This is a genomic window from Shewanella sp. HL-SH8 (assembly GCF_051165765.1).
GTDB classification, from domain to species: domain Bacteria; phylum Pseudomonadota; class Gammaproteobacteria; order Enterobacterales; family Shewanellaceae; genus Shewanella; species Shewanella glacialimarina.
The window spans coordinates 461,382-480,672 of the sequence record NZ_CP195039.1; the positions used below are offsets into that span (position 1 = coordinate 461,382).

Below are 19,291 nucleotides of genomic sequence, written 5' to 3' on the forward strand. Positions count from 1 at the left end.
CATGAATGAAAGTGTTATTACTCACGAATAAGCACTATATTCGAATGAAAGACTTTGTCGCAATAATATTGTCTGAGGAGTCCCTTAACGTTAGAGTATAGGTTCCTTTTGGAGCTTCGTACTTCGATACTTTATGCTTTATACTCCAAGTGTCATCGGCATTACCATAAAGCATTCCTGCCCATAATTCACCTCTGTCACCGTTTTCGCTGGTGAATTGCCAGCTAGCCATTATCGCGAGGTTTTTCTCATCATTGTCAGCGTCAATATTGAAGAATAAGGCAATGTGGTCACCCTCACTGAGCTTGAGTTTAGGCTGGTTATTCACAATTGTTAGACCGTCAGATGAAACTAAACCTGCATCTTTTATGTTTATTGAGAATTTGATGTTTTCAACTTGATACTCCTCTAACAATAGCAGTTGTAATGCTCGCCGCTCGGCTGCTGAAAAGTCCGTTTCGAGAAATATTTTGCCAATAACCGCGCGCTGAGCTTGTTTGTTAAGTTCTTCGTCTTCGTTTGTCTTATTTTCTTCAAGTACATTTTTCAAATGATTTAATTTTAGTAAATCAACGCATTTAGTGTTATCTCTTGGGATGGTATCACCGACACAATAATATTTTGCCATCTGTATTTTGGCAGCAGAACTATAGCCTTGTTGATCAGCTCTTCTGAAATACTCGAACGCTTTAATATTATCTTTAGATACAGACTCATTACTATTACCACTATACAACAAACCCAATTTATAGCTTGCTGCCGCGTAGCCATACTTAGATGCTTGCTTATACCAGGATAATGATTCTGCTTCTTCACCCTGTTCTAAATGAAGACTTCCCATTATGTAGTTAGCTCTTCCGTGTTTCATTTCTGCAGCTTTTAAATAATATTCATTTGCTTTTTCAGGATTTTTGGCAATTTTGCTATCGAAATGCCATGCATCTGCAAGGGTGACATAATCTTCAGCTAAATCCACAATTGCTTTTGCATCTTTGTCGGCTGAAATTAACTGTTCATAACTATTAAAGTTAAACGTGTTTTTTAGAAATTCGGCAATAGTGATGGATTGGTGACGCTCCCAAAAATAATTATCGTGACCATGTTTAGTTTTATCGTAGTAAAGGGTCTGTGGTGGATTGCCTAACTTTTCTAGAACATATTCTAACCGACGAGTGTGTTCAAATTCAGCGATAGGGTCCTGCTTGCCGGCAATCAGTAATAAAGGAGTTTTGATTTTATTCGCCAAATACAAGGGAGAGGTATTCTTTAATTCGACCCTGTTATCACCAACCACTTTTGCAGTGCTTTCACGGTATTCATCTGTGGTTTTGATGTTGCTAGAATTAAACAATAAGGGCAAATCATAAACCCCATAAGCACCAACCACGCATTGATAATCATCGGGGTGTTGTATTGCTAACATTAAAGAAGAGTAGCCACCGTAGCTCGAACCAATAGCACATCTTCGTTTGAAGGAATACCGGCTATTAATATAGTTAACTGTGTTAGTGATGTCTTTTTCAATATCTAGACCAAATTCACCTACTCCACTGAGTTTAAAAGCTTTGCCGTATCCCTGAGAACCTCTGAAGTTGATTCTTAGAACAGCATAACCCCGGCTAGCATAAAACTGGCTTTCAGGATTGAAATGATTGTAATCTCTGATGCCAACAGGACCGCCATGAGGCATGATCAGTAACGTTCCATTACTGGTATCTTTATTGGGAAGGGTTAAATATGATTCAATATCGACGCCATTTTTAGATTTAATATTGAACTCTAAGGTCTTATTCAGTTGATAGTCTTGCAGTGACGGATAGCGATCAAAGAGTAAGACTGCTTTGTCGGTATCACTATTGAAAAGATAATATTTTCCTGAGTCATCAGAGGCTGAAACGAATAAAATATGTTGGTTGTTATCTTTGTTGGAGTTGATTGTGATTACAATTTTATTTGGAAATGCTTGAGTAAACTTTTTTTGTTCTAGACTGGCATCTTTATCAAATATGTTAGTTGTTAATTGGCCATTTTCATAAAAAGAAACCGAATGAAGGTTACTTTGCTGATCAAATTTTCCTCCGACAAGGTCATATTTTTCATGTTCATAAATCAAGTCGAGTAATGACTGATTTTTAATATCAAACTTATATAAACCCACTTTGTCGGAATTCTGATTGCTGAGTACATACATTGTTTGCTCATCAATAATTTGTATTGGGATGAAGGTTTCTGAGTCTGAGGATAGGGTGAAAAATTTTTGCCACTTGTAGTCATTAAATGGTCGGTAAAAGAAATTTATCTCTTTCGCTTCCTTATCAATTTTTAGAGAAAATAAGGTCATTTTTTTTTCATCGAAGAAATAACCGTGCACTTTCTGCTTGGTGTCATCAAATAAGGTTTGTTTAGAGAAGAGGTTTTTTTCTAGCTGTTCAATGCTGACTTTATGCAATTGTTGGTAGTTACTATTATATTTTTTGAAGCTATAGAGCACTTCACCACTATAATTGAGTGAACTAATGAGATCTCCTTTTGATTCAAGGATCGCAAAGCGAGGTTTAATGTTTCCTTGGCTATCTTTAATTGTCATAAAGCCTTCCATAGAGAAACCTTTGTGACTTATTTTTAAATATATATGATTGTTATCAAGCCACTGATATCCAGTAACGGTCTGGCTTGGGGGTAAGACTAAAATATTAATTAAATTCTGGGATTCGATTTCAATTAACGATAACTGATAGCCTTCGTCATTATACTGAGATGTCGATAGATATTTTTCATCAGGGCTAAAACTTAATTGACCGAAAGCGGGTGAAATAAACAGTTTATCTGCCGGAATAGGGATAGAGAAAACGGTTTTAATTATACTTAGGGTTAATACCAACGTAAGCAGGAGGCGATTTATCATTCAGATTTTTCCTTAGTCATTTCGCGGGCAAATGAAAAGAAGTCGTCATTACCCGGGCCAGAATAAACTAGCTCTCGAGATTGATATATATTGGGAAACTTTGCTTCTATATATCTCAGTGCTTCTGATGATTGGTTTTCTAAGAGCATTTTTGAGCCAAAAAATTTAATTTCAATATTGAAATTACCGATATAATTAATTTTTCCAGCTTCAACAGTGAAGTTCCATATTCCATCAGTAAGGGAGTAATAATAGTAACGATTTAGTTTTATCCTTTCGAAACTATAAGCGCCAGCAGGAATTTCGGCTATGATGAAGTTTGAACCAGGCTGCAAATTTTCTTCAGTAAAAATAAAATCACTGTCGCCGTCAATGCTAATGCTGTCTAATTTACTATTAGTATCAATGGAAATAAGCAAGTAACCCATAAGGGTATCAAGTTTTTTATCTTGGTCTGTGTTGATTGCGGTAATTTTCTGCGCGCAACCAGCCATTAACATGGCGAGCAGTAACACTAAGCACGGGTTCATTATTTTAAGTATCCTTACTTGGTTTAACGTCATTATATCCATGATCAATAACGTATTTAAATATTTGTAGTATCTAAAAATGTGTAACAATATCTATTTAATAATCAATTTTGTCAAATGCAGAATGCAACTTTAAATTTATTATCGCAGTTGGATAGATATAAGAGTTAGTTTGGTTATCAGGTATGATATTTTATCGAATAAGATTGTTATTTGTCATTCATTTAGGGCTGTTAGTATGATTTCAAAGTGGGCAAAACGTTTTTTTCAAATGGCTGAGTTAGTTGGCTCTTGGAGTAAAGATCCGTCGACTCAAGTGGGCGCGGTGATCACCAAGCATAATCGTATTGTGTCTGTTGGCTTTAATGGTTATCCGCACGGTATTTCAGACAGTGCTGAAACCGACGACCGGGAAATGAAGCTGCTTAAAACATTGCATGCCGAAGAGAATGCCATTTTATTTGCTAAGCGAGATTTAGACGGTTGTGATATTTGGGTGACGCACTTTCCTTGCCCTAATTGTGCAGCAAAAATAATTCAAACAGGTATTACTGGCGTCTTTTGCCCTGAACAAAATGCTGATTTTTTATCACGCTGGGGTGAAAAAATTAAGCTTTCACAAGAGATGTTTCAACAGGCTGGTGTGACAGTAAATTGGTTGCCACTGGATGAGTTAGCCGAGTCGTAGGCTATATTGTTATTAATTAAAAATCGCCTATTTGGGCGATTTTTTCGTTTTAACTCATTACCCATATTCTTAACACTCCCCCTCGAGGTTGTTCTATTAGCTTTATTTCCTCCCTAGCGTAGCTTTTTAAGTAATGCCAAGACCGATTAATTATTAATAACATGCTCGTTATAATTATATTCATTAGATTTTTATCAATTATATTTTTATCAATTAGATTTTTTGCATGGATATGATCTACTTCAAATTAACACTACCCCCTTTTAGGTAACATTAGTTACAGCAAAGAAATAATGACACCTTGCTAACGTAGCACCCATAAAAAGCCCTACAGAGGATAAACAGATGAACACTTATATTAAAGTTAGTATAGCAATCGCCATTGCATTATCGTTTGGTAGTCAAGTCATGGCCGCTGAAGGTGGAAACCCTAAAAAAGGTAAACACCTGTACAAAAAAGAATGTAAAGCCTGCCACAGTGCAAATAGTGAAGGGCAAGAGCTCACTCCAATGACCAAAACCATGAGCCAGTGGGATCGCTTTTTCACTCGCGATATGCACAAAGCCAAACCTGCCGTTTTTGAGGCACTGTCAGAAAAAGACTTAAAAGATATTCAACAGTTTTTATATGACCATGCCGCTGATTCAGATCAACCAGCAACCTGCGGCTAAATCATAAACGCTGAGCACCTTTCGTCTTAAGCGAAAACGTCAGCCACTAATCAAACTGAAAAATAATGGGGCTAAGCCTCAGGGATTTTTACAACTAAAATTTGCCAAATAGACTTGTTTATTAGGCAGGTTTGGGGAGAAATAACATGAGAACTCTCATATCAATACTCGTTGCTAATGCGCTCTTTATGAGCGGTGCTAGCCTTGCTGCAGACGCAGATGCCCAGAAAATTGCTGATTTAAAACAACAGCTCGCAACAATAACTGAAGATCTTGACGATTTAAATTCACGGGTTGATAAAACCGAACGTCACACCGCGTTAGACAGAGTTGCAATCACTGGTGACTTTAGAACGAAAGCGCATTCTTTACATTACCAAAATGTCACATGGAACCCGGCCATGAACGTTAATTTCTCTGACTTTGGCGCGAAAGCCATGTCAGGAGCATTTGGCGACCCGAATAGTGCTACCTCTCCGTTAGGCCAAATGATGATAGCGAACCCTGATTTAGCCAGCGCGTTTCAAAACGGTATGCTACAAGGCGTTATGCCTATGATGTTAGGGGCAAAAAACCAGCAAGATATTGATAATGAAATTTTTTACACCACGCGGTTGCGTTTAAATATTGATGCTAAAGTATGGGATAACGTCAGTTTTTCCGGACGTTTGACCATGTTTAAAAGTTGGGGAGACTCTACTGGCGTTAAAGTGTTTGATTCGTGGAATTCATTCACTATGGATGGCACCAGTAGCGGTAGCACCAGTGGTGATGAATTAAAAGTAGAACGCGCCTATTTTAACTGGAAAGACATTAACGGCAGCGGCACCTATCTTTCGATTGGACGCCGCCCTTCAACCTACGGCCCACCAAGTCACTATCGTGAAAATGAACTCAGAGGCGGCACGCCATCAGGTCATTTAGTTAACTTCAACTTCGATGGCCTAACGCTAGGCTATGATCTCAGTGATATTACCGGTATCGAAGGTCAAACAGTGCGTTTTTGCTATGGTCAAGGATTTGAATCACAGTACGGTAATGGCGAATTATTTGGCGACATTATCACCAAAGATACTCACCTCGGTGGTTTTAATATCGACGTTGTCAGTGACGGAAACCACTTCTTACAGTTCACTTTATTCGGCGCTAAAGATGTCAATGATGGCTTTACAGGCACCATGGCATTCCCGACTCAACTGGCGGGTATCTTTGCTCCAACTATGTATCAAGACATGCAAAAATTTGACAACTTTAACTTCGTTACCCGCGTACAACCCAGCGGTGTGATTGGTGATTTGTTCTTAGGGGGACTAGGTTATGCCTATGAAACCGATGACGATATGAAAATGTTTGCTTCATTCGGTTGGACTCGCGCAGAACCAAACGGTAATGCCGGTTTGTTTGGCGGCATGTTAAGTGACGCAGTATTTGAAGCAGAACTTAACAGCACGGGGACTGAAATCATTATGGTGCCAAAAGAAACGGTTGATAGTGACACTAAAGATGGCTATGGCATTTATGTCGGTATGCAAATACCTGCACCCTACGGAAAGTTCGGCTTGGAATATAACTACGGTTCTAAATACTGGAGTCCGTTCACCCAAGCGCAAGATGATCCTATCGGCAGTAAGCTAGCGACCCGTGGCCATGTAGCTGAAGCCTATTATATTTTTGATATAAATCCAAAAATGTTTATCAAGTTAGCCGGTTTGTATTACGACTATGAATATACCGGAAGTGGCTCACCAGTAGGTGCACCGATGAATGTTGACGATGTGATTGCCGGTAACGCGTTCTCAATGCTACCCGTTGTCGACACCGCCTATGACGTTAATGCGTCACTGACGGTTAACTTCTAACTTGGTTCCTCCCTGAGTGTCTGCTCAGGGAGGTAAGGATATACACCATGAAAATCTTAACTGCAGCCCTTATGTTGCTTGCCATAAGCACCACTGCACAGGCTGCCTTTGACCATAAAGAGGCGCTAAAAGGGCCATTTTCCAACGGCCCTGAAGTGACTACACAATGCTTAACATGCCATAAAGAACATGCTGAAGAATTCATGACATCTTCACATTGGACTTGGGAATTAGAACAAAAGCTACCTGATCGCACAGTGATGCGTGGTAAAAAGAACAGTATTAACAACTTTTGTGTGTCGATATCCGGTAATGAACCGCGTTGTACCAGCTGCCATGCTGGCTATGGTTGGAAAGATTCTACATTCGACTTTAAGGACGCGACTAAAGTGGATTGTTTAGTCTGTCACGACACCACGGGGACTTACATTAAAGATCCTGCGGGTGCAGGCGAGGCCTTAGCAAGAGTCAATTTAGCCAACGTAGCCCAGAATGTCGGTTCGCCTGTGCGTGATAATTGCGGCAGCTGCCACTTTTACGGTGGTGGCGGTGATGCGGTCAAGCACGGTGATTTAGACTCATCCATGTCTTATCCAGATAAAGCGACCGATGTGCATATGAATGCCGATGGAAATGATTTCCAGTGCCAAACTTGTCACGTCACTGAAAGTCATCAAATTACCGGTAATGCGATGGGTGTCTCACCTGGAGGCGAAAGCAAAATTGGTTGTGAAAACTGCCATGATGGCGCACCTCATAAAAACAAAAAGCTTAATACCCACTCGGAAGCCGTAGCGTGTCAGACTTGTCATATACCGTCATTTGCGAAAAATGAACCGACAAAAATGCATTGGGACTGGTCAACTGCAGGGCAAGATCTTCCTGATACGACAGATCAATATGGTAAGCATACTTTTAATAAAAAGAAAGGTAGCTTTATTTGGCAAAAAGACGTTAAACCACAATATGCTTGGTTTAATGGCCGTGCCGATGCGTATATGGCTGGCGATAAAATGGACCCAACTCAAACAATTAAATTAACTTATCCATTAGGGGATATTAATGACCCTAAAGCTAAAATCTATCCCTTCAAAGTGCACACGGGTAAGCAAATTTATGATGCTAAACTCAATATTTTGATAACCCCTAAAACGTACGGTGAAGGTGGCTATTGGGATAAGTTTGATTGGGACTTAGCAGCAAAATTAGGCATGGAAGCTAACCCAACTATGGTAGAGAAAGGCTTCAAGTACAGTGGTAAGCATGGCTTTGTTGAAACCGAAATGTGGTGGCGCATCAACCATATGGTGTCACCAAAAGGCAAAGCATTACAATGTAATGACTGCCATAACAAAGGTGAACGTTTAGATTGGAAAGCGCTAGGATATGACGGCGACCCAATGAAAAACAAACAAGGTAAACGTCATGCAATGGAGTAATTTTAAGCTATTCCTGAAGGCATTGTTTAGTTTCTAGGTTACCTAGACTTAATATTACCAATAATAAAAGAGCTTAAATCGCTAGTCGGTTTAAGCTCTTTTTATAGCGGATTATGTGGGTTTACTGCTGAATAATTTGACCCGCTTTAATGACTTGCTCGCAAGGGTTTACCCCAAAAGTGTAAGCCAGTTCAGCAGGTGAACTAATATCCCACAAACAGAAATCGGCTTGTTTACCTACCACTAAACTACCAACACTTTCTTCAATCCCCAATGCTTTAGCGGCATTAATGGTTAAGCCTTTAAGGGCTTCTTCAGGCGTTAGGCGGAATAATGTACACGCCATATTTAGCATCAATTTGGTTGAACAAATTGGTGATGAACCAGGGTTAAAATCACTGGCGATAACGATGGGTACTTTGTATTTACGCAGCAATTCAATCGGCGGCAGCTTGGTTTCACGTAAAAAATAATATGCGCCAGGCAGTAATACCGCACAGGTACCACTTTGACTGAGGGCTTTTACGCCTACTTCATCTAAATGTTCAATATGATCGACAGACAAAGCGCCAAGTTTTGCGGCTAATTCACTACCACCAATATTAGACAATTGTTCGGCATGTAGCTTTATTGCTAAACCGGCTTGTTTAGCAGCTGTCAGTACTCGCTCTGTTTGCTCAAGATTAAAGGCGATGCCTTCGCAAAACACATCTACAGCATCAGCAAGATTATGCTTAATCACTTGTGGCAGCATCTCATCAATGACTAAATCGACATAAGCATCAGGTTGGGTTTTATATTCTGCAGGAATGGCATGGGCGCCTAAAAATGTGGTTTTCACATCGATATGGTGATGCTCGCCGAGTTCCCGCGCAACCCTAAGGAGTTTTAATTCGGTTTCGGTATCTAAACCGTAGCCAGATTTTATTTCAATTGTGGTAACGCCTTCTTTAGCAAGCGCATTTAAACGCTTACGCCCCAGATTAAATAGGGTTTCTTCATCGGCTTCGCGACAGGCTATTACGGTTGAAATTATACCGCCGCCAGCTCGAGCAATATCTTCATAGCTTGCGCCTTGTAAGCGTTGTTCAAACTCATTGGCGCGGCTACCGGCAAAGACGAGATGAGTGTGGGCATCAATCAAGCCAGGGGTGATCCATTTACCTTTACCACGGTAAATCGGCGTGGCTAACGCATCAAACTCAGGGAGATCTGCGCGAAGGCCTATCCAGGCGATTTTGCCGTCTTTTACGGCAATGGCTGCACTTTCAAACGCGCCATATGGCACTGATGATGCTGTATCCATAGTGGCCACGTTGACATCAATCCACACGTGGTCCCAGTTCATAGCCATGTTCTTTACTCAGTCTTTTGATTGTTAATCAAACAATACTTGATCTCGCTTGTATATACAAGCTAGGATGATATCCCATTATTCCTCATTTCTAGCATTGGAACCGCATATGGCATTGGCAAAATTTGCTGAGATTAAACAATTCATCCTTGCGCGTATTGAGGCGGGTGAGTGGGAAGAGAACGCCCGCATACCATCAGAAAATCAATTAACTGAGATGTTTAATTGTAGTCGAATGACTGCCAGACGCGCATTAACTGAACTTGTCGAGGCTGGCATTTTAGAGCGCACCCAAGGGTTAGGGACATTTGTAGCAGGTCTTAAGTCGCAATCGTCTTTACTGAATATTCGTAATATTGCCGATGAAATTAAAGAGCGCGGCCATGGATACAGTGTAAAGCAGCTAGAGTTAACTCAAATAGACGCCATCGCGCCAATTGCTATCGCGTTAGGATTAGAGGTGGGTAGTCCCGTATTTCACTCGGTATTAGTGCATTGCGAGCAAGGTATACCATTACAGTTAGAGGAACGCTTTGTTAATCCTAACTTGATCCCTGATTACCTGAAGCAAGATTTTAGCCAGCAAACACCCCATGAATACTTATCCCAAATTGCGCCGTTAACAGAAGCGCGCCACACAGTCGAAGCGATTATTGCCACAGAACAAACTCAGCAACGTTTAGAAATAGTGGCCACTGAACCCTGCTTACAAATTACTCGCCGTACCTGGTCACGTAAAGGCGTGGTGAGTTTTGCCCGTTTAGTGCACCCCGGTAGTAAATTTAGATTAGGCGGCCATTTAACCTTTAAGCGTTAACCATAGATAAATAAGTTATTCGCCGTAAGTAAACCGATTAACTAACGAACAACAAGCCGTTAGCCAGAAAAAATAAAACAAACCGAACAGGTTGAAGAGGAAAATATGGATAAAAGACACGACCCAAGCAGACGAATTATTGCGCCACACGGTACAACGCTAAGTTGTAAAAGCTGGTTAACAGAAGCGGCAATGCGGATGTTAATGAACAACTTACACCCTGATGTAGCTGAACGCCCGGAAGATTTGGTGGTTTACGGTGGTATTGGCCGTGCAGCAAGGGACTGGCCAAGCTATGACAAGATTATTGAAGTGCTGCAGCGTCTTGAAGATGATGAAACCTTGTTGGTGCAATCAGGTAAACCTGTAGGCGTGTTTAAAACCCACAGTAATGCACCGCGAGTGATTATTGCCAACTCAAACCTGGTACCGCATTGGGCTAATTGGGAGCACTTTAACGAACTCGATAAAAAAGGTTTAGCCATGTATGGCCAAATGACCGCAGGTTCGTGGATTTACATTGGCTCGCAGGGCATTGTGCAAGGCACTTACGAAACCTTCGTCGCTATGGCAAACCAACACTTTAACGGTTCATCTGCGGGTAAGTGGATTTTAACCGGTGGTTTAGGTGGCATGGGCGGCGCTCAACCATTAGCAGGCACTATGGCGGGCTATTCAGTATTAACCTGTGAAGTGGATGAAACCCGTATCGACTTTAGAATGCGCACCCGCTATGTAGACAAAAAAGCCAAGTCGTTAGACGAAGCATTAGCCATGATTGATGAAGCCAATAAAAGCGGCAAGCCAGTATCGGTCGGCTTATTAGGTAATGCGGCCGATGTATTTACTGAGTTAGTTAAGCGTGGCATTACGCCGGACGTGGTAACCGACCAAACCTCAGCGCACGACCCATTAAATGGTTATTTACCCCAGGGCTGGACATTAGAGCACGCTGCCAGCATGCGTAAAACTGATGAAGCGGCGGTTGTTAAGGCGGCTAAACAATCAATGGCTGTGCAGGTTAGAGCGATGTTGGCATTACAAGCTGCTGGCGCTGCAACCACGGATTACGGTAATAACATTCGTCAAATGGCGTTTGATGAAGGCGTTGAAAATGCTTTTGATTTTCCTGGTTTTGTACCTGCTTATGTGCGTCCTTTATTCTGTGAAGGTATTGGCCCGTTCCGTTGGGTAGCCTTGTCGGGTGATCCTGAAGATATTTATAAAACCGATGCCAAAGTCAAAGAGCTTATTCCTGATAATCCACATTTGCATAATTGGTTAGACATGGCGCGTGAGCGGATTGCGTTTCAAGGTTTGCCTGCACGTATTTGTTGGGTGGGTCTTAAAGATCGTGCTCGTTTAGCGTTAGCCTTTAACGAAATGGTTAAAAATGGCGAGTTATCTGCGCCAATCGTTATTGGTCGTGATCATTTAGACTCAGGCTCAGTAGCCAGCCCAAATCGTGAAACAGAATCTATGCTTGATGGCTCTGATGCGGTGTCTGATTGGCCATTAATGAACGCGCTATTAAATACCGCTAGCGGTGCCACTTGGGTGTCACTGCACCATGGTGGTGGCGTGGGTATGGGCTTTAGTCAGCATTCTGGTGTGGTGATTGTTGCCGACGGTACTGATGAAGCGGCTACGCGATTAGGTCGAGTATTATGGAATGACCCTGCAACTGGTGTGATGCGTCATGCTGATGCAGGTTACGACATCGCAAAACAGTGCGCTAAAGAGCAAGGTTTAGATTTACCTATGATTTCAAGTGATAAAGCAGGAACACAATAATGACTAAGCATAAATTCACATTAACACCGGGCACACTCACACTGGCAGAGCTGCGCCAAATTAGTCGTCATTCTGTTGAGCTAACACTTGCCGATAGCGCCTTTGCTGATATTAATAATAGTGCTGAAATTGTTCAGCAAGTATTGCGAGATGGTCGCACCGTTTATGGTATCAATACCGGTTTTGGTTTGTTAGCTAACACCAAAATTGCGCCAGGTGATCTACAGCTATTACAGCGCTCAATTGTGTTATCGCATGCGGCGGGTATCGGCCAATATATGCAAGATGCGACCGTGCGTTTAATGATGGTATTAAAAATTAACTCGTTAAGCCGGGGTTTTTCGGGTATTCGTCTTGAGGTTATCAACTTCCTTATCAAGCTGGTTAATGCCGGTGTTTATCCCTGTGTGCCTGAAAAAGGTTCAGTTGGTGCATCGGGTGATTTAGCTCCGCTGGCGCATATGTGTTTGCCGTTATTAGGCGAAGGCGAAATGAGTTACCAAGGTGAGTTAATTAGCGCCAAAGAAGGCTTAGAAATTGCTGGTCTACAACCTTTAGAGTTAGCCGCGAAAGAAGGCTTGGCCTTACTTAATGGTACGCAAGCTTCAACTGCGCTGGCGTTAGAAGGTTTATTCAATGCCGAAGACTTATTTGCCGCCAGTTCAGTGATAGGTTCAATGAGTGTCGAAGCCGCAATGGGCAGCCGTAGCCCGTTTGATGCGCGTATTCACGCTGCGCGTGGACAAAAAGGCCAAATTGACTCGGCAGCTATTTTCCGTCATTTATTGGGTAATGACTCTGAAATAAGTCAAAGCCATGCAAACTGTGACAAGGTGCAAGACCCGTATTCACTTCGTTGCCAGCCACAAGTATTAGGTGCGTGTTTAACTCAAATTCGCCATGCCGCTGATGTACTCGGTGTCGAAGCTAATGGGGTAACAGATAACCCATTAGTATTCCAAGACACCGGAGATATTCTATCAGGTGGTAACTTCCATGCTGAGCCTGTTGCAATGGCGGCGGATAACTTGGCGATTGCGATAGCTGAATTAGGTTCAATTTCTGAGCGTCGTATGGCGTTATTAATTGATTCTAGTTTATCAAAACTACCGCCATTTCTAGTGAATAACGGCGGGGTAAACTCAGGTTTTATGATTGCGCAAGTGACCGCGGCAGCGTTGGCGTCTGAGAACAAAACCTATGCTCACCCAGCATCGGTAGACAGTTTGCCGACCTCTGCAAACCAGGAAGATCACGTGTCTATGGCAACCTTTGCCGCGCGTCGTTTACGGGATATGAGTGAAAACACCCGTGGCGTGTTGGCAATTGAATTGTTGGCAGCGGCTCAGGGGCTTGATTTTAGAAAGCCATTACAACCCAGTGCTGCGGTAGCCAAAGCGAAAGCCGAGTTACGTGAAGTGGTGACGTTTTACGATCAAGACCGTTTCTTTGCACCTGACATCGAAAGTTCGATTGATTTATTGATGCAAGCAAACTTTAACACTTACTTACCAATGGGGATGATCCCGAGTCGCTAGATGATACGATTCTTGATACCTAGGGTGAGTTGTAAAGCCCTAGGTTAAAAAGTAATGAATAGATAAAGGACCCTGAGGTCCTTTTTTATTGTGATTTTTGGTTTTGTGCGATAACGATAAAGTAAGTGATAAAACACCGCCTAGCCTTGTTTCAAATGAGCAATATCAATATTGTTTAATCTTTCATATAAGTGCTGAAATGATAATGTTAAAATCACGATTTAAAATAATAGTTTGCGGCTGGCTTTAGATGGGTAATTATGGATTTAACTGATTATCGTTTACCCAGTGATTGTTATGTTTAGGCTTATCTTAATGAATAGGATTGAATTTGAATACAAATTGGCGAGTTGAAGTGGCCTCTTGGCTAACAGATTTAGGGATTAATAGTCAGCCTACCGATGGTATTTCTACCTCAGTATTATTGCTCGCGTGTGTGCTTGTGGCAGGCATTGGTTATTTTATTACTCATCATTTTTTTGTGAGTGGTATTAATCGTATTATTCGACGTTCTAGTGTGACTTGGGATGATATTTTTATCCGCTTCAAAATGTTTGAACGTTTAGCTATGCTAGTTCCCCTGCTCATTTTAGACTTTTTATTGCCGATAGTATTAACCGAACATAAAGTATTAAGCTTGTTTTTAGATCGTGCGCTTAGCGCTTTACTGGTGATATTAATTATCCGCGCCATTTACGCCGGTTTGAATGCAGTTAATGAGATAGCAGATGTTAAACGAATTAACCGAAACCTACCGGTTAAGAGCTTTGTACAGCTGACTAAGTTGTTTTTATTTTTTATTGGTCTGATTGTTATAATTTCCGTGTTAAGTGACCGTTCGCCGATATATTTTTTTAGTGGTTTAGGTGTTGCCACCGGTTTGGTGATGTTAGTTTTTCGCGACACCATTTTAGGCTTTGTTGCGGGTATTCAATTAGCAGCTAATCGCATGGTGAGTAAAGGCGATTGGATCCAAATGGACAAGTATGGTGCTGATGGTGCGGTTGAAGAAGTCACTTTAACGACAGTAAAAGTGCGTAATTGGGATAACACTATCACCATGATCCCCGCTTATGCTTTAGTGTCCGATGCATTTAAAAATTGGCGCGGTATGTCAGAATCTGGCGGACGCCGTATCAAACGTTCAATTAATATCGATGTAAATAGTATTAAGTTTCTCAGCGATGATGAAAAAAGCCGCTTATCAAAAGTGAATCATTTAAAAGCTTATATTCCACAAAAGCTGTCAGAAATTACCACGGCAAACCAACTGATTAGCGATCTTGATATGCCAGTTAATGGCAGAAGGTTAACCAACATAGGCACCTTCAGGATTTACCTACAGGAGTTTTTACGCCAGCACCCGAAGATACACAAAGATATGACCCTTATGGTGCGTCAGTTGGCGCCGACAACTGAGGGGCTGCCGATTGAATTGTATATTTTTACCAATGATATTCGCTGGGCATACTACGAGGAGATTCAGGCCGATATATTTGATCATGTTTTTGCTGTATTACCAGAGTTTGGTTTACAAGCATTCCAAAATCCGACGGGCATTGATATGCGTTCTATCAACACAGTAGTCAATAAGCTAGAAAGTTAGCAGACTATAGGGCTGTGAATCGCAGCCCTAGTGGTTATTTGGTTTGTTACTTTTGATAAACTGGAATGGTTTTGGCGTGACGGCCATTAATGGTGCGGTAAAAAGCCATCAATTGATTTATTTCTAACTCTATCGCCCCGGTTGGTTTTAATGCTGTGGTGATAATTATTTTCTTACTGTTAAAATCTAAGCCTACCGGCACAATATCAACACCTGCTTGCAGGGCGATATGATAAAAACCACTTTTCCAGCGTTTAACAGGACTGCGAGTCCCTTCCGGTGCTAATGCAAGTTTGTAATTCGCGTTTTGATTAAATAGCTGAACCGCAGAATCAACCAAGTTATTGTGTTTACTTCTGTCTACCGGGCTGCCACCCATTGCTTTAAATATCCAGCCCCAAGGCGGAAGAAACAATTGATGTTTACCTAAAAAATGGATTGGGGTGTTTAATGCACCGCGCGCCAGAATACCAATAACAAAGTCCCAATTGCTCGTGTGCGGGCCAACGATAATGACACATGATTGGTTATGATTTATATGGCCATCAAACTGCCAGCCAAGCTTGGTGAGTGACCAGCTACAGAAGCGATTAAACATAAGTAACCCTTTATTTTTGACTACCATTAAACGGGTAGCCTTATTATTTTATTATGTATTTTAAAGTAACAAATCTATTTGGATTAGCAAGCGCTTAAGTAGAGCTGGCGCATCTTTCTAGCGGCCTGTAGAGCTTAAATTATAGATCAATTGGTGTTAGGTGAATTAATGTGTAGGGGCTTGTTCGAACTCAGTAATATTTTTGGCTTCTTGCAAAATACTCTCACCTAAGTCAGCTTCAGAGCGCATTCTGGCAAAATCCAGTTTCATACGTTGTTGCTTGGGTAGTGCTTGGCGCGCTTCCATAATAGGATGAGATCTTATGATGTCATAATGGCTGAACAGCTGCGGGAAAAGCGGGGTCACTTGTTCTGTCATTGACAAAGCATCGAATAACTTACCAATACGCATTACTCCTTCAGAAAGCTCGCAGCGGTCCTCTAGCATCGCTGCCGCGATGTAACGAATATCGGTAAGGACTTGTTGTCGGCGCACCTCTGCTTTTGCTAGGCGCTCTTCAAGGGCTTGTTGATTAATGGCAGCTTGGCGTTTCACTTTCAACAACAATGATGCGGCATAAGCACCTAAGGCGATAACGATGATAATGGCGATGATTATAAGAGCGGTAGACACAAAGACTCCTTAATTGGCTGACTACGACGAATAACAAACTGGCGCATTAAGCGCCAGTCGGGAGTTTATTTAGTCTTTGGAGAAATAATCGTTTAAGTGATTCTCACCAGACTCAAACCGGGCTAATAAGTCATCATCAGAATCTGATTTAGCGGGTTTTTTGACTGCTTTTGGAGCTGGCTCAGGTTCATTTAACCCTAAGCGGTTCATTAAATGTTCAATTTTATCTAATTGAGCATCAAGCCACTTTTGATCTTCTGCAGGCAAATCACGGCCTTCTTCTAGCATGTCTAACAAGCTGTTTAGGCGTGGATCATCTTCTAACTTGAGCAACTTTTGCTCGTCAGTCAGTTTAGGTTGCTTAGGCTTATCCTGTTCCGCAACTTTAGATACTTTGACCACAGGTGCTAGTGCTACAGGCTTTTTACTGCCATGACGAGGGTCTGTCGACTTGCCGGCATTAGAGGGTGCACTTTTCTTTAGTAAGGCTTCGTTGTGACGACTTCCAGACTTTCGGCCTGTTTCGCCACGTTTTCCTTCAGCATCTTTACGATCGGCTTTTTTGACTCTAGGTGCAAATTTAGGGCCGTTCTCTCCGCCCTTGCGAGTTTTTTTACTGCGCGCCATGAATTATCTCAGTTACTTTTTAAAACAGCTCACGCCGGCAAAATGCCAACGTGCATTAAATTAGGATGCGCTTTATACCAGATCCTGATGATTTTTGCATCAAAATGAGCGCCTGCGATACAAATAATAGCGTAAATTCGCTATTTTCGGTTAAATATTCGAAAGTTTGTCGTTGATAGAAGCTCACATGGGTAGGATTATTTTTATAATGCCACTTATTAAAATGTCTTAAATCCGTCATCAGTGGGGTACTAATTGCTAACCATCCCCCCGGTTTAACTAAACGAGATAACAATTGCCACTCTTTATTTGGGTGGCGAAAATGCTCAAACACTTTATAACTACAGACAAAGTCATAGGTTGTTTGCAATACACTGTGATCCGCTGCGAAAAAAGGATCGTATTGTTTAACACTATGGCCGGCTTCATTAATTGACTGCAAACATTGTTGATCCAGCACTCGGCCAAAGTTAAGTCCTGATAATGTACCAGATTGTTGTAAATTAATTTGCGCTAAAAGTGGCATTAAGAATTGTGAAAGCTGCCGTTGTTTAGCCCCTTTCTGCGCTCGGCCATAACGTTGCATTTCAATACTGGGTCTTAAATGAGACTTAGGATCTGCCATAACTAGCCCACAATGAGGACAGACATAAAACGCGCGCTTTTTATCCTGCAAAAAAAATTGCGCCTGATGATTGCACAGAGGGCAGGGTATCATTAAATATTTATACACCTATAGAAGGATGTGTCATGACAGTATATAGGGATTTTTTGAGCTTTAAAATCACCAAGATATAAAGTGTAGCTTGAAAAAAAGACAAGAAAAAAGGTGGCAGTAAACTGCCACCTTATAAACAGTGCAAAAAGCACCTTATTCTGATTCCAAGTATCCATGCTTGCTATGCGACTTCCCGGTCGGATCCTTCTTATTTTTTAAGCTTTCCATGCGCTTATTATTATTGGTCATCTATGACGCTTTTTATATGCTCTGTAGTCATCCTAACTTCAGCTTCCGTAGACGGTCATTAATGACACATCATATTCCTAACCGTCATCTGTGACGTGAATTTACTATCCTTGTATAAAGTACCTTCCAGTGATATTCCGCTTCCAGTGAATGCATCCTAAGCATGAGCTTTGTGTGCGAATACAGTTGGCTTCTATCTCTGTTGCGTAAGGCAGTGCTATATAGCATGTCGACCAATTGGTCTGTCCCTTACAAAATATCTGACCTGGACTTCAAACCGAAATCGCGACTCTTTGTTATTATTATTGAGTGGCCGTAAGTATATTATTATTATTGAGTAAATTTATTCTTATATCTTAAATGACAAAGTCCGAGATCTGTTTTTACATTATTATTATTAGCAATAAACAGCTGGGTTCATCTCGGTACGCGGGCTATTTAACCCTAAAAGCGTCAACCCTGTCAAGCATTGATGGTGTGAAGTTGACGTAAACGTAAACTAGCGACCAAAAATAATGGGTCAACCGGACCCATTATTTAATCAGTAGATTTATGATTTAAAACTACTTAATGCTTGAAATATACTTAGATAAAGCTTCCATATCCGCATCGGTTAACTTTTTCGCAATGTCTTGCATCATGCCATTCATATCGTTATTACGGCTTTTTTCACGAAATTTAGTTAATTGAATTTTGATGTAATTAGCATGTTGGCCGCCAAGAGCTGGAAACCCTGCCGCTGCCATACCTTTTGCATCTGGACCGTGACAAGCAATACATGATGTTATGCCGCGTGCCATATCGCCACCTTTGTAAAGCGACTCACCCGCAGCAGGGACATCGGCTACATCAGCCACAATAAGCTTTTGCGATGAGTAAAAGGCTGCAAGATCAGCAATATCTTGGTCACTTAACCCGATAGCCATACTGCCCATGATTGGGTCCATACGACCTTGTTTACCACCTGTTTGCATTGCTGCACGAAACTCTTTTAACTGTTTCTCAAGGTATGATGGGTGTTGTCCCGCGAGTTTCGGGTACATATCAATCATGCTATTGCCGTCAACACCGTGACAGGCAGAACATACGAGTGCTTTAGTTTTTCCCGCTTCGGCATTACCTTCAGCCATAACAGGTGATGACATAGCGGCTACTACAGACAGCGCAAGAGCTAACTTTTTCATGGCGTTCCAACTTCTTGTTAATTTATTGTCCTGAGCTTACTAGGATAACCCGCAAGCGTGGTAAAATAGTTTTCCAAGCG

General features: G+C 41.5%; 16 protein-coding genes. 8 read left to right on the top strand and 8 right to left on the bottom strand.

Going from position 1 to position 19,291, the window contains the following annotated elements; genetic code table 11:
- Positions 1 to 34 precede the first annotated feature (34 nt).
- Entirely contained in the window at positions 35 to 2,905 is a 2,871-nt protein-coding gene (locus ACRWQN_RS02025) for a prolyl oligopeptidase family serine peptidase (protein ID WP_434927751.1), read from the bottom strand.
- Positions 2,902 to 3,468, bottom strand: a complete 567-nt coding sequence (locus tag ACRWQN_RS02030) for a hypothetical protein (RefSeq protein ID WP_434939629.1) — start codon at positions 3,466 to 3,468, stop codon at positions 2,902 to 2,904. The genes ACRWQN_RS02025 and ACRWQN_RS02030 overlap by 4 nt, the downstream gene beginning before the upstream one ends.
- A gap of 205 nt (positions 3,469 to 3,673) precedes the next feature.
- On the opposite strand from ACRWQN_RS02030, the gene ACRWQN_RS02035 reads away from it, so the two are divergent.
- The 4 genes from ACRWQN_RS02035 (at position 3,674) to ACRWQN_RS02050 (ending at position 8,093) form a co-directional block, all read left to right on the top strand.
- Positions 3,674 to 4,123 carry a dCMP deaminase family protein gene (locus ACRWQN_RS02035; protein WP_226412085.1) on the top strand — a complete coding sequence of 150 codons (450 nt, stop codon included), beginning with the start codon at positions 3,674 to 3,676 and terminating at the stop codon, positions 4,121 to 4,123.
- 345 nt (positions 4,124 to 4,468) lie between these two features.
- Positions 4,469 to 4,795 carry a c-type cytochrome gene (locus ACRWQN_RS02040; protein WP_226412083.1) on the top strand — a complete coding sequence of 109 codons (327 nt, stop codon included), beginning with the start codon at positions 4,469 to 4,471 and terminating at the stop codon, positions 4,793 to 4,795.
- A 146-nt stretch (positions 4,796 to 4,941) separates the two neighbouring features.
- Positions 4,942 to 6,654, top strand: a complete 1,713-nt coding sequence (locus ACRWQN_RS02045) for a DUF3373 domain-containing protein (protein ID WP_434939630.1) — start codon at positions 4,942 to 4,944, stop codon at positions 6,652 to 6,654.
- Between the two features lie 47 nt (positions 6,655 to 6,701).
- Positions 6,702 to 8,093, top strand: a complete 1,392-nt coding sequence (locus tag ACRWQN_RS02050) for a tetrathionate reductase family octaheme c-type cytochrome (RefSeq protein WP_434927754.1) — start codon at positions 6,702 to 6,704, stop codon at positions 8,091 to 8,093.
- A 121-nt stretch (positions 8,094 to 8,214) separates the two neighbouring features.
- Here the strand turns inward: ACRWQN_RS02050 and hutI are convergent, their stop codons facing one another.
- Positions 8,215 to 9,441, bottom strand: coding sequence for an imidazolonepropionase (hutI, locus tag ACRWQN_RS02055; protein ID WP_434940585.1), 1,227 nt, complete (start codon positions 9,439 to 9,441; stop codon positions 8,215 to 8,217).
- A gap of 115 nt (positions 9,442 to 9,556) precedes the next feature.
- Between hutI and hutC the strand changes: the two genes are divergently transcribed.
- The 4 genes from hutC (at position 9,557) to ACRWQN_RS02075 (ending at position 15,202) form a co-directional block, all read left to right on the top strand.
- A complete protein-coding gene (gene hutC / locus ACRWQN_RS02060) occupies positions 9,557 to 10,264 on the top strand; it encodes a histidine utilization repressor (RefSeq protein ID WP_434930773.1) in 708 nt (235 codons plus the stop codon).
- Between the two features lie 105 nt (positions 10,265 to 10,369).
- A complete protein-coding gene (hutU, locus tag ACRWQN_RS02065; protein ID WP_226412077.1) occupies positions 10,370 to 12,058 on the top strand; it encodes a urocanate hydratase in 1,689 nt (562 codons plus the stop codon).
- On the top strand, positions 12,058 to 13,596 hold the full coding sequence (hutH, locus tag ACRWQN_RS02070; protein WP_434939631.1) for a histidine ammonia-lyase: 1,539 nt from the start codon (positions 12,058 to 12,060) through the stop codon (positions 13,594 to 13,596). The genes hutU and hutH overlap by 1 nt, the downstream gene beginning before the upstream one ends.
- Positions 13,597 to 13,927: 331 nt before the next feature.
- Positions 13,928 to 15,202 carry a mechanosensitive ion channel family protein gene (locus tag ACRWQN_RS02075; protein WP_434939632.1) on the top strand — a complete coding sequence of 425 codons (1,275 nt, stop codon included), beginning with the start codon at positions 13,928 to 13,930 and terminating at the stop codon, positions 15,200 to 15,202.
- 46 nt (positions 15,203 to 15,248) lie between these two features.
- On the opposite strand, the gene ACRWQN_RS02080 is transcribed toward ACRWQN_RS02075, so the two are convergent.
- The 5 genes from ACRWQN_RS02080 to ACRWQN_RS02100 all read right to left on the bottom strand — a co-directional run bounded on the left by ACRWQN_RS02080 (position 15,249) and on the right by ACRWQN_RS02100 (position 19,211).
- A complete protein-coding gene (locus tag ACRWQN_RS02080) occupies positions 15,249 to 15,800 on the bottom strand; it encodes a 1-acyl-sn-glycerol-3-phosphate acyltransferase (RefSeq protein WP_434939633.1) in 552 nt (183 codons plus the stop codon).
- A 165-nt stretch (positions 15,801 to 15,965) separates the two neighbouring features.
- Positions 15,966 to 16,433 (bottom strand): DUF2489 domain-containing protein, encoded by a 468-nt coding sequence (locus tag ACRWQN_RS02085; protein ID WP_434927759.1) that lies wholly within the window; start codon positions 16,431 to 16,433, stop codon positions 15,966 to 15,968.
- Between the two features lie 69 nt (positions 16,434 to 16,502).
- A complete protein-coding gene (gene yihI / locus ACRWQN_RS02090; RefSeq protein ID WP_434939634.1) occupies positions 16,503 to 17,060 on the bottom strand; it encodes a Der GTPase-activating protein YihI in 558 nt (185 codons plus the stop codon).
- A gap of 55 nt (positions 17,061 to 17,115) precedes the next feature.
- Entirely contained in the window at positions 17,116 to 17,778 is a 663-nt protein-coding gene (locus ACRWQN_RS02095) for a methyltransferase domain-containing protein (RefSeq protein WP_434930766.1), read from the bottom strand.
- 812 nt (positions 17,779 to 18,590) lie between these two features.
- The gene (locus ACRWQN_RS02100; RefSeq protein WP_434939635.1) at positions 18,591 to 19,211 is read right to left on the bottom strand and encodes a c-type cytochrome; all 621 of its coding nucleotides are present in this window, start codon (positions 19,209 to 19,211) and stop codon (positions 18,591 to 18,593) included.
- Positions 19,212 to 19,291: the final 80 nt, after the last annotated feature.

Excerpts from the sequence above, each read along its gene's own strand:
- ACRWQN_RS02025 (WP_434927751.1), bottom strand. The coding sequence starts at position 2,905 with ATGATAAATCGCCTCCTGCTTACGTTGGTATTAACCCTAAGTATAATT.
- ACRWQN_RS02030 (WP_434939629.1), bottom strand. The coding sequence starts at position 3,468 with ATGACGTTAAACCAAGTAAGGATACTTAAAATAATGAACCCGTGCTTA.
- ACRWQN_RS02035 (WP_226412085.1), top strand. The coding sequence starts at position 3,674 with ATGATTTCAAAGTGGGCAAAACGTTTTTTTCAAATGGCTGAGTTAGTT.
- ACRWQN_RS02040 (WP_226412083.1), top strand. The coding sequence starts at position 4,469 with ATGAACACTTATATTAAAGTTAGTATAGCAATCGCCATTGCATTATCG.
- ACRWQN_RS02045 (WP_434939630.1), top strand. The coding sequence starts at position 4,942 with ATGAGAACTCTCATATCAATACTCGTTGCTAATGCGCTCTTTATGAGC.
- ACRWQN_RS02050 (WP_434927754.1), top strand. The coding sequence starts at position 6,702 with ATGAAAATCTTAACTGCAGCCCTTATGTTGCTTGCCATAAGCACCACT.
- hutI (WP_434940585.1), bottom strand. The coding sequence starts at position 9,441 with ATGAACTGGGACCACGTGTGGATTGATGTCAACGTGGCCACTATGGAT.
- hutC (WP_434930773.1), top strand. The coding sequence starts at position 9,557 with ATGGCATTGGCAAAATTTGCTGAGATTAAACAATTCATCCTTGCGCGT.
- hutU (WP_226412077.1), top strand. The coding sequence starts at position 10,370 with ATGGATAAAAGACACGACCCAAGCAGACGAATTATTGCGCCACACGGT.
- hutH (WP_434939631.1), top strand. The coding sequence starts at position 12,058 with ATGACTAAGCATAAATTCACATTAACACCGGGCACACTCACACTGGCA.
- ACRWQN_RS02080 (WP_434939633.1), bottom strand. The coding sequence starts at position 15,800 with ATGTTTAATCGCTTCTGTAGCTGGTCACTCACCAAGCTTGGCTGGCAG.
- yihI (WP_434939634.1), bottom strand. The coding sequence starts at position 17,060 with ATGGCGCGCAGTAAAAAAACTCGCAAGGGCGGAGAGAACGGCCCTAAA.
- ACRWQN_RS02095 (WP_434930766.1), bottom strand. The coding sequence starts at position 17,778 with ATGATACCCTGCCCTCTGTGCAATCATCAGGCGCAATTTTTTTTGCAG.
- ACRWQN_RS02100 (WP_434939635.1), bottom strand. The coding sequence starts at position 19,211 with ATGAAAAAGTTAGCTCTTGCGCTGTCTGTAGTAGCCGCTATGTCATCA.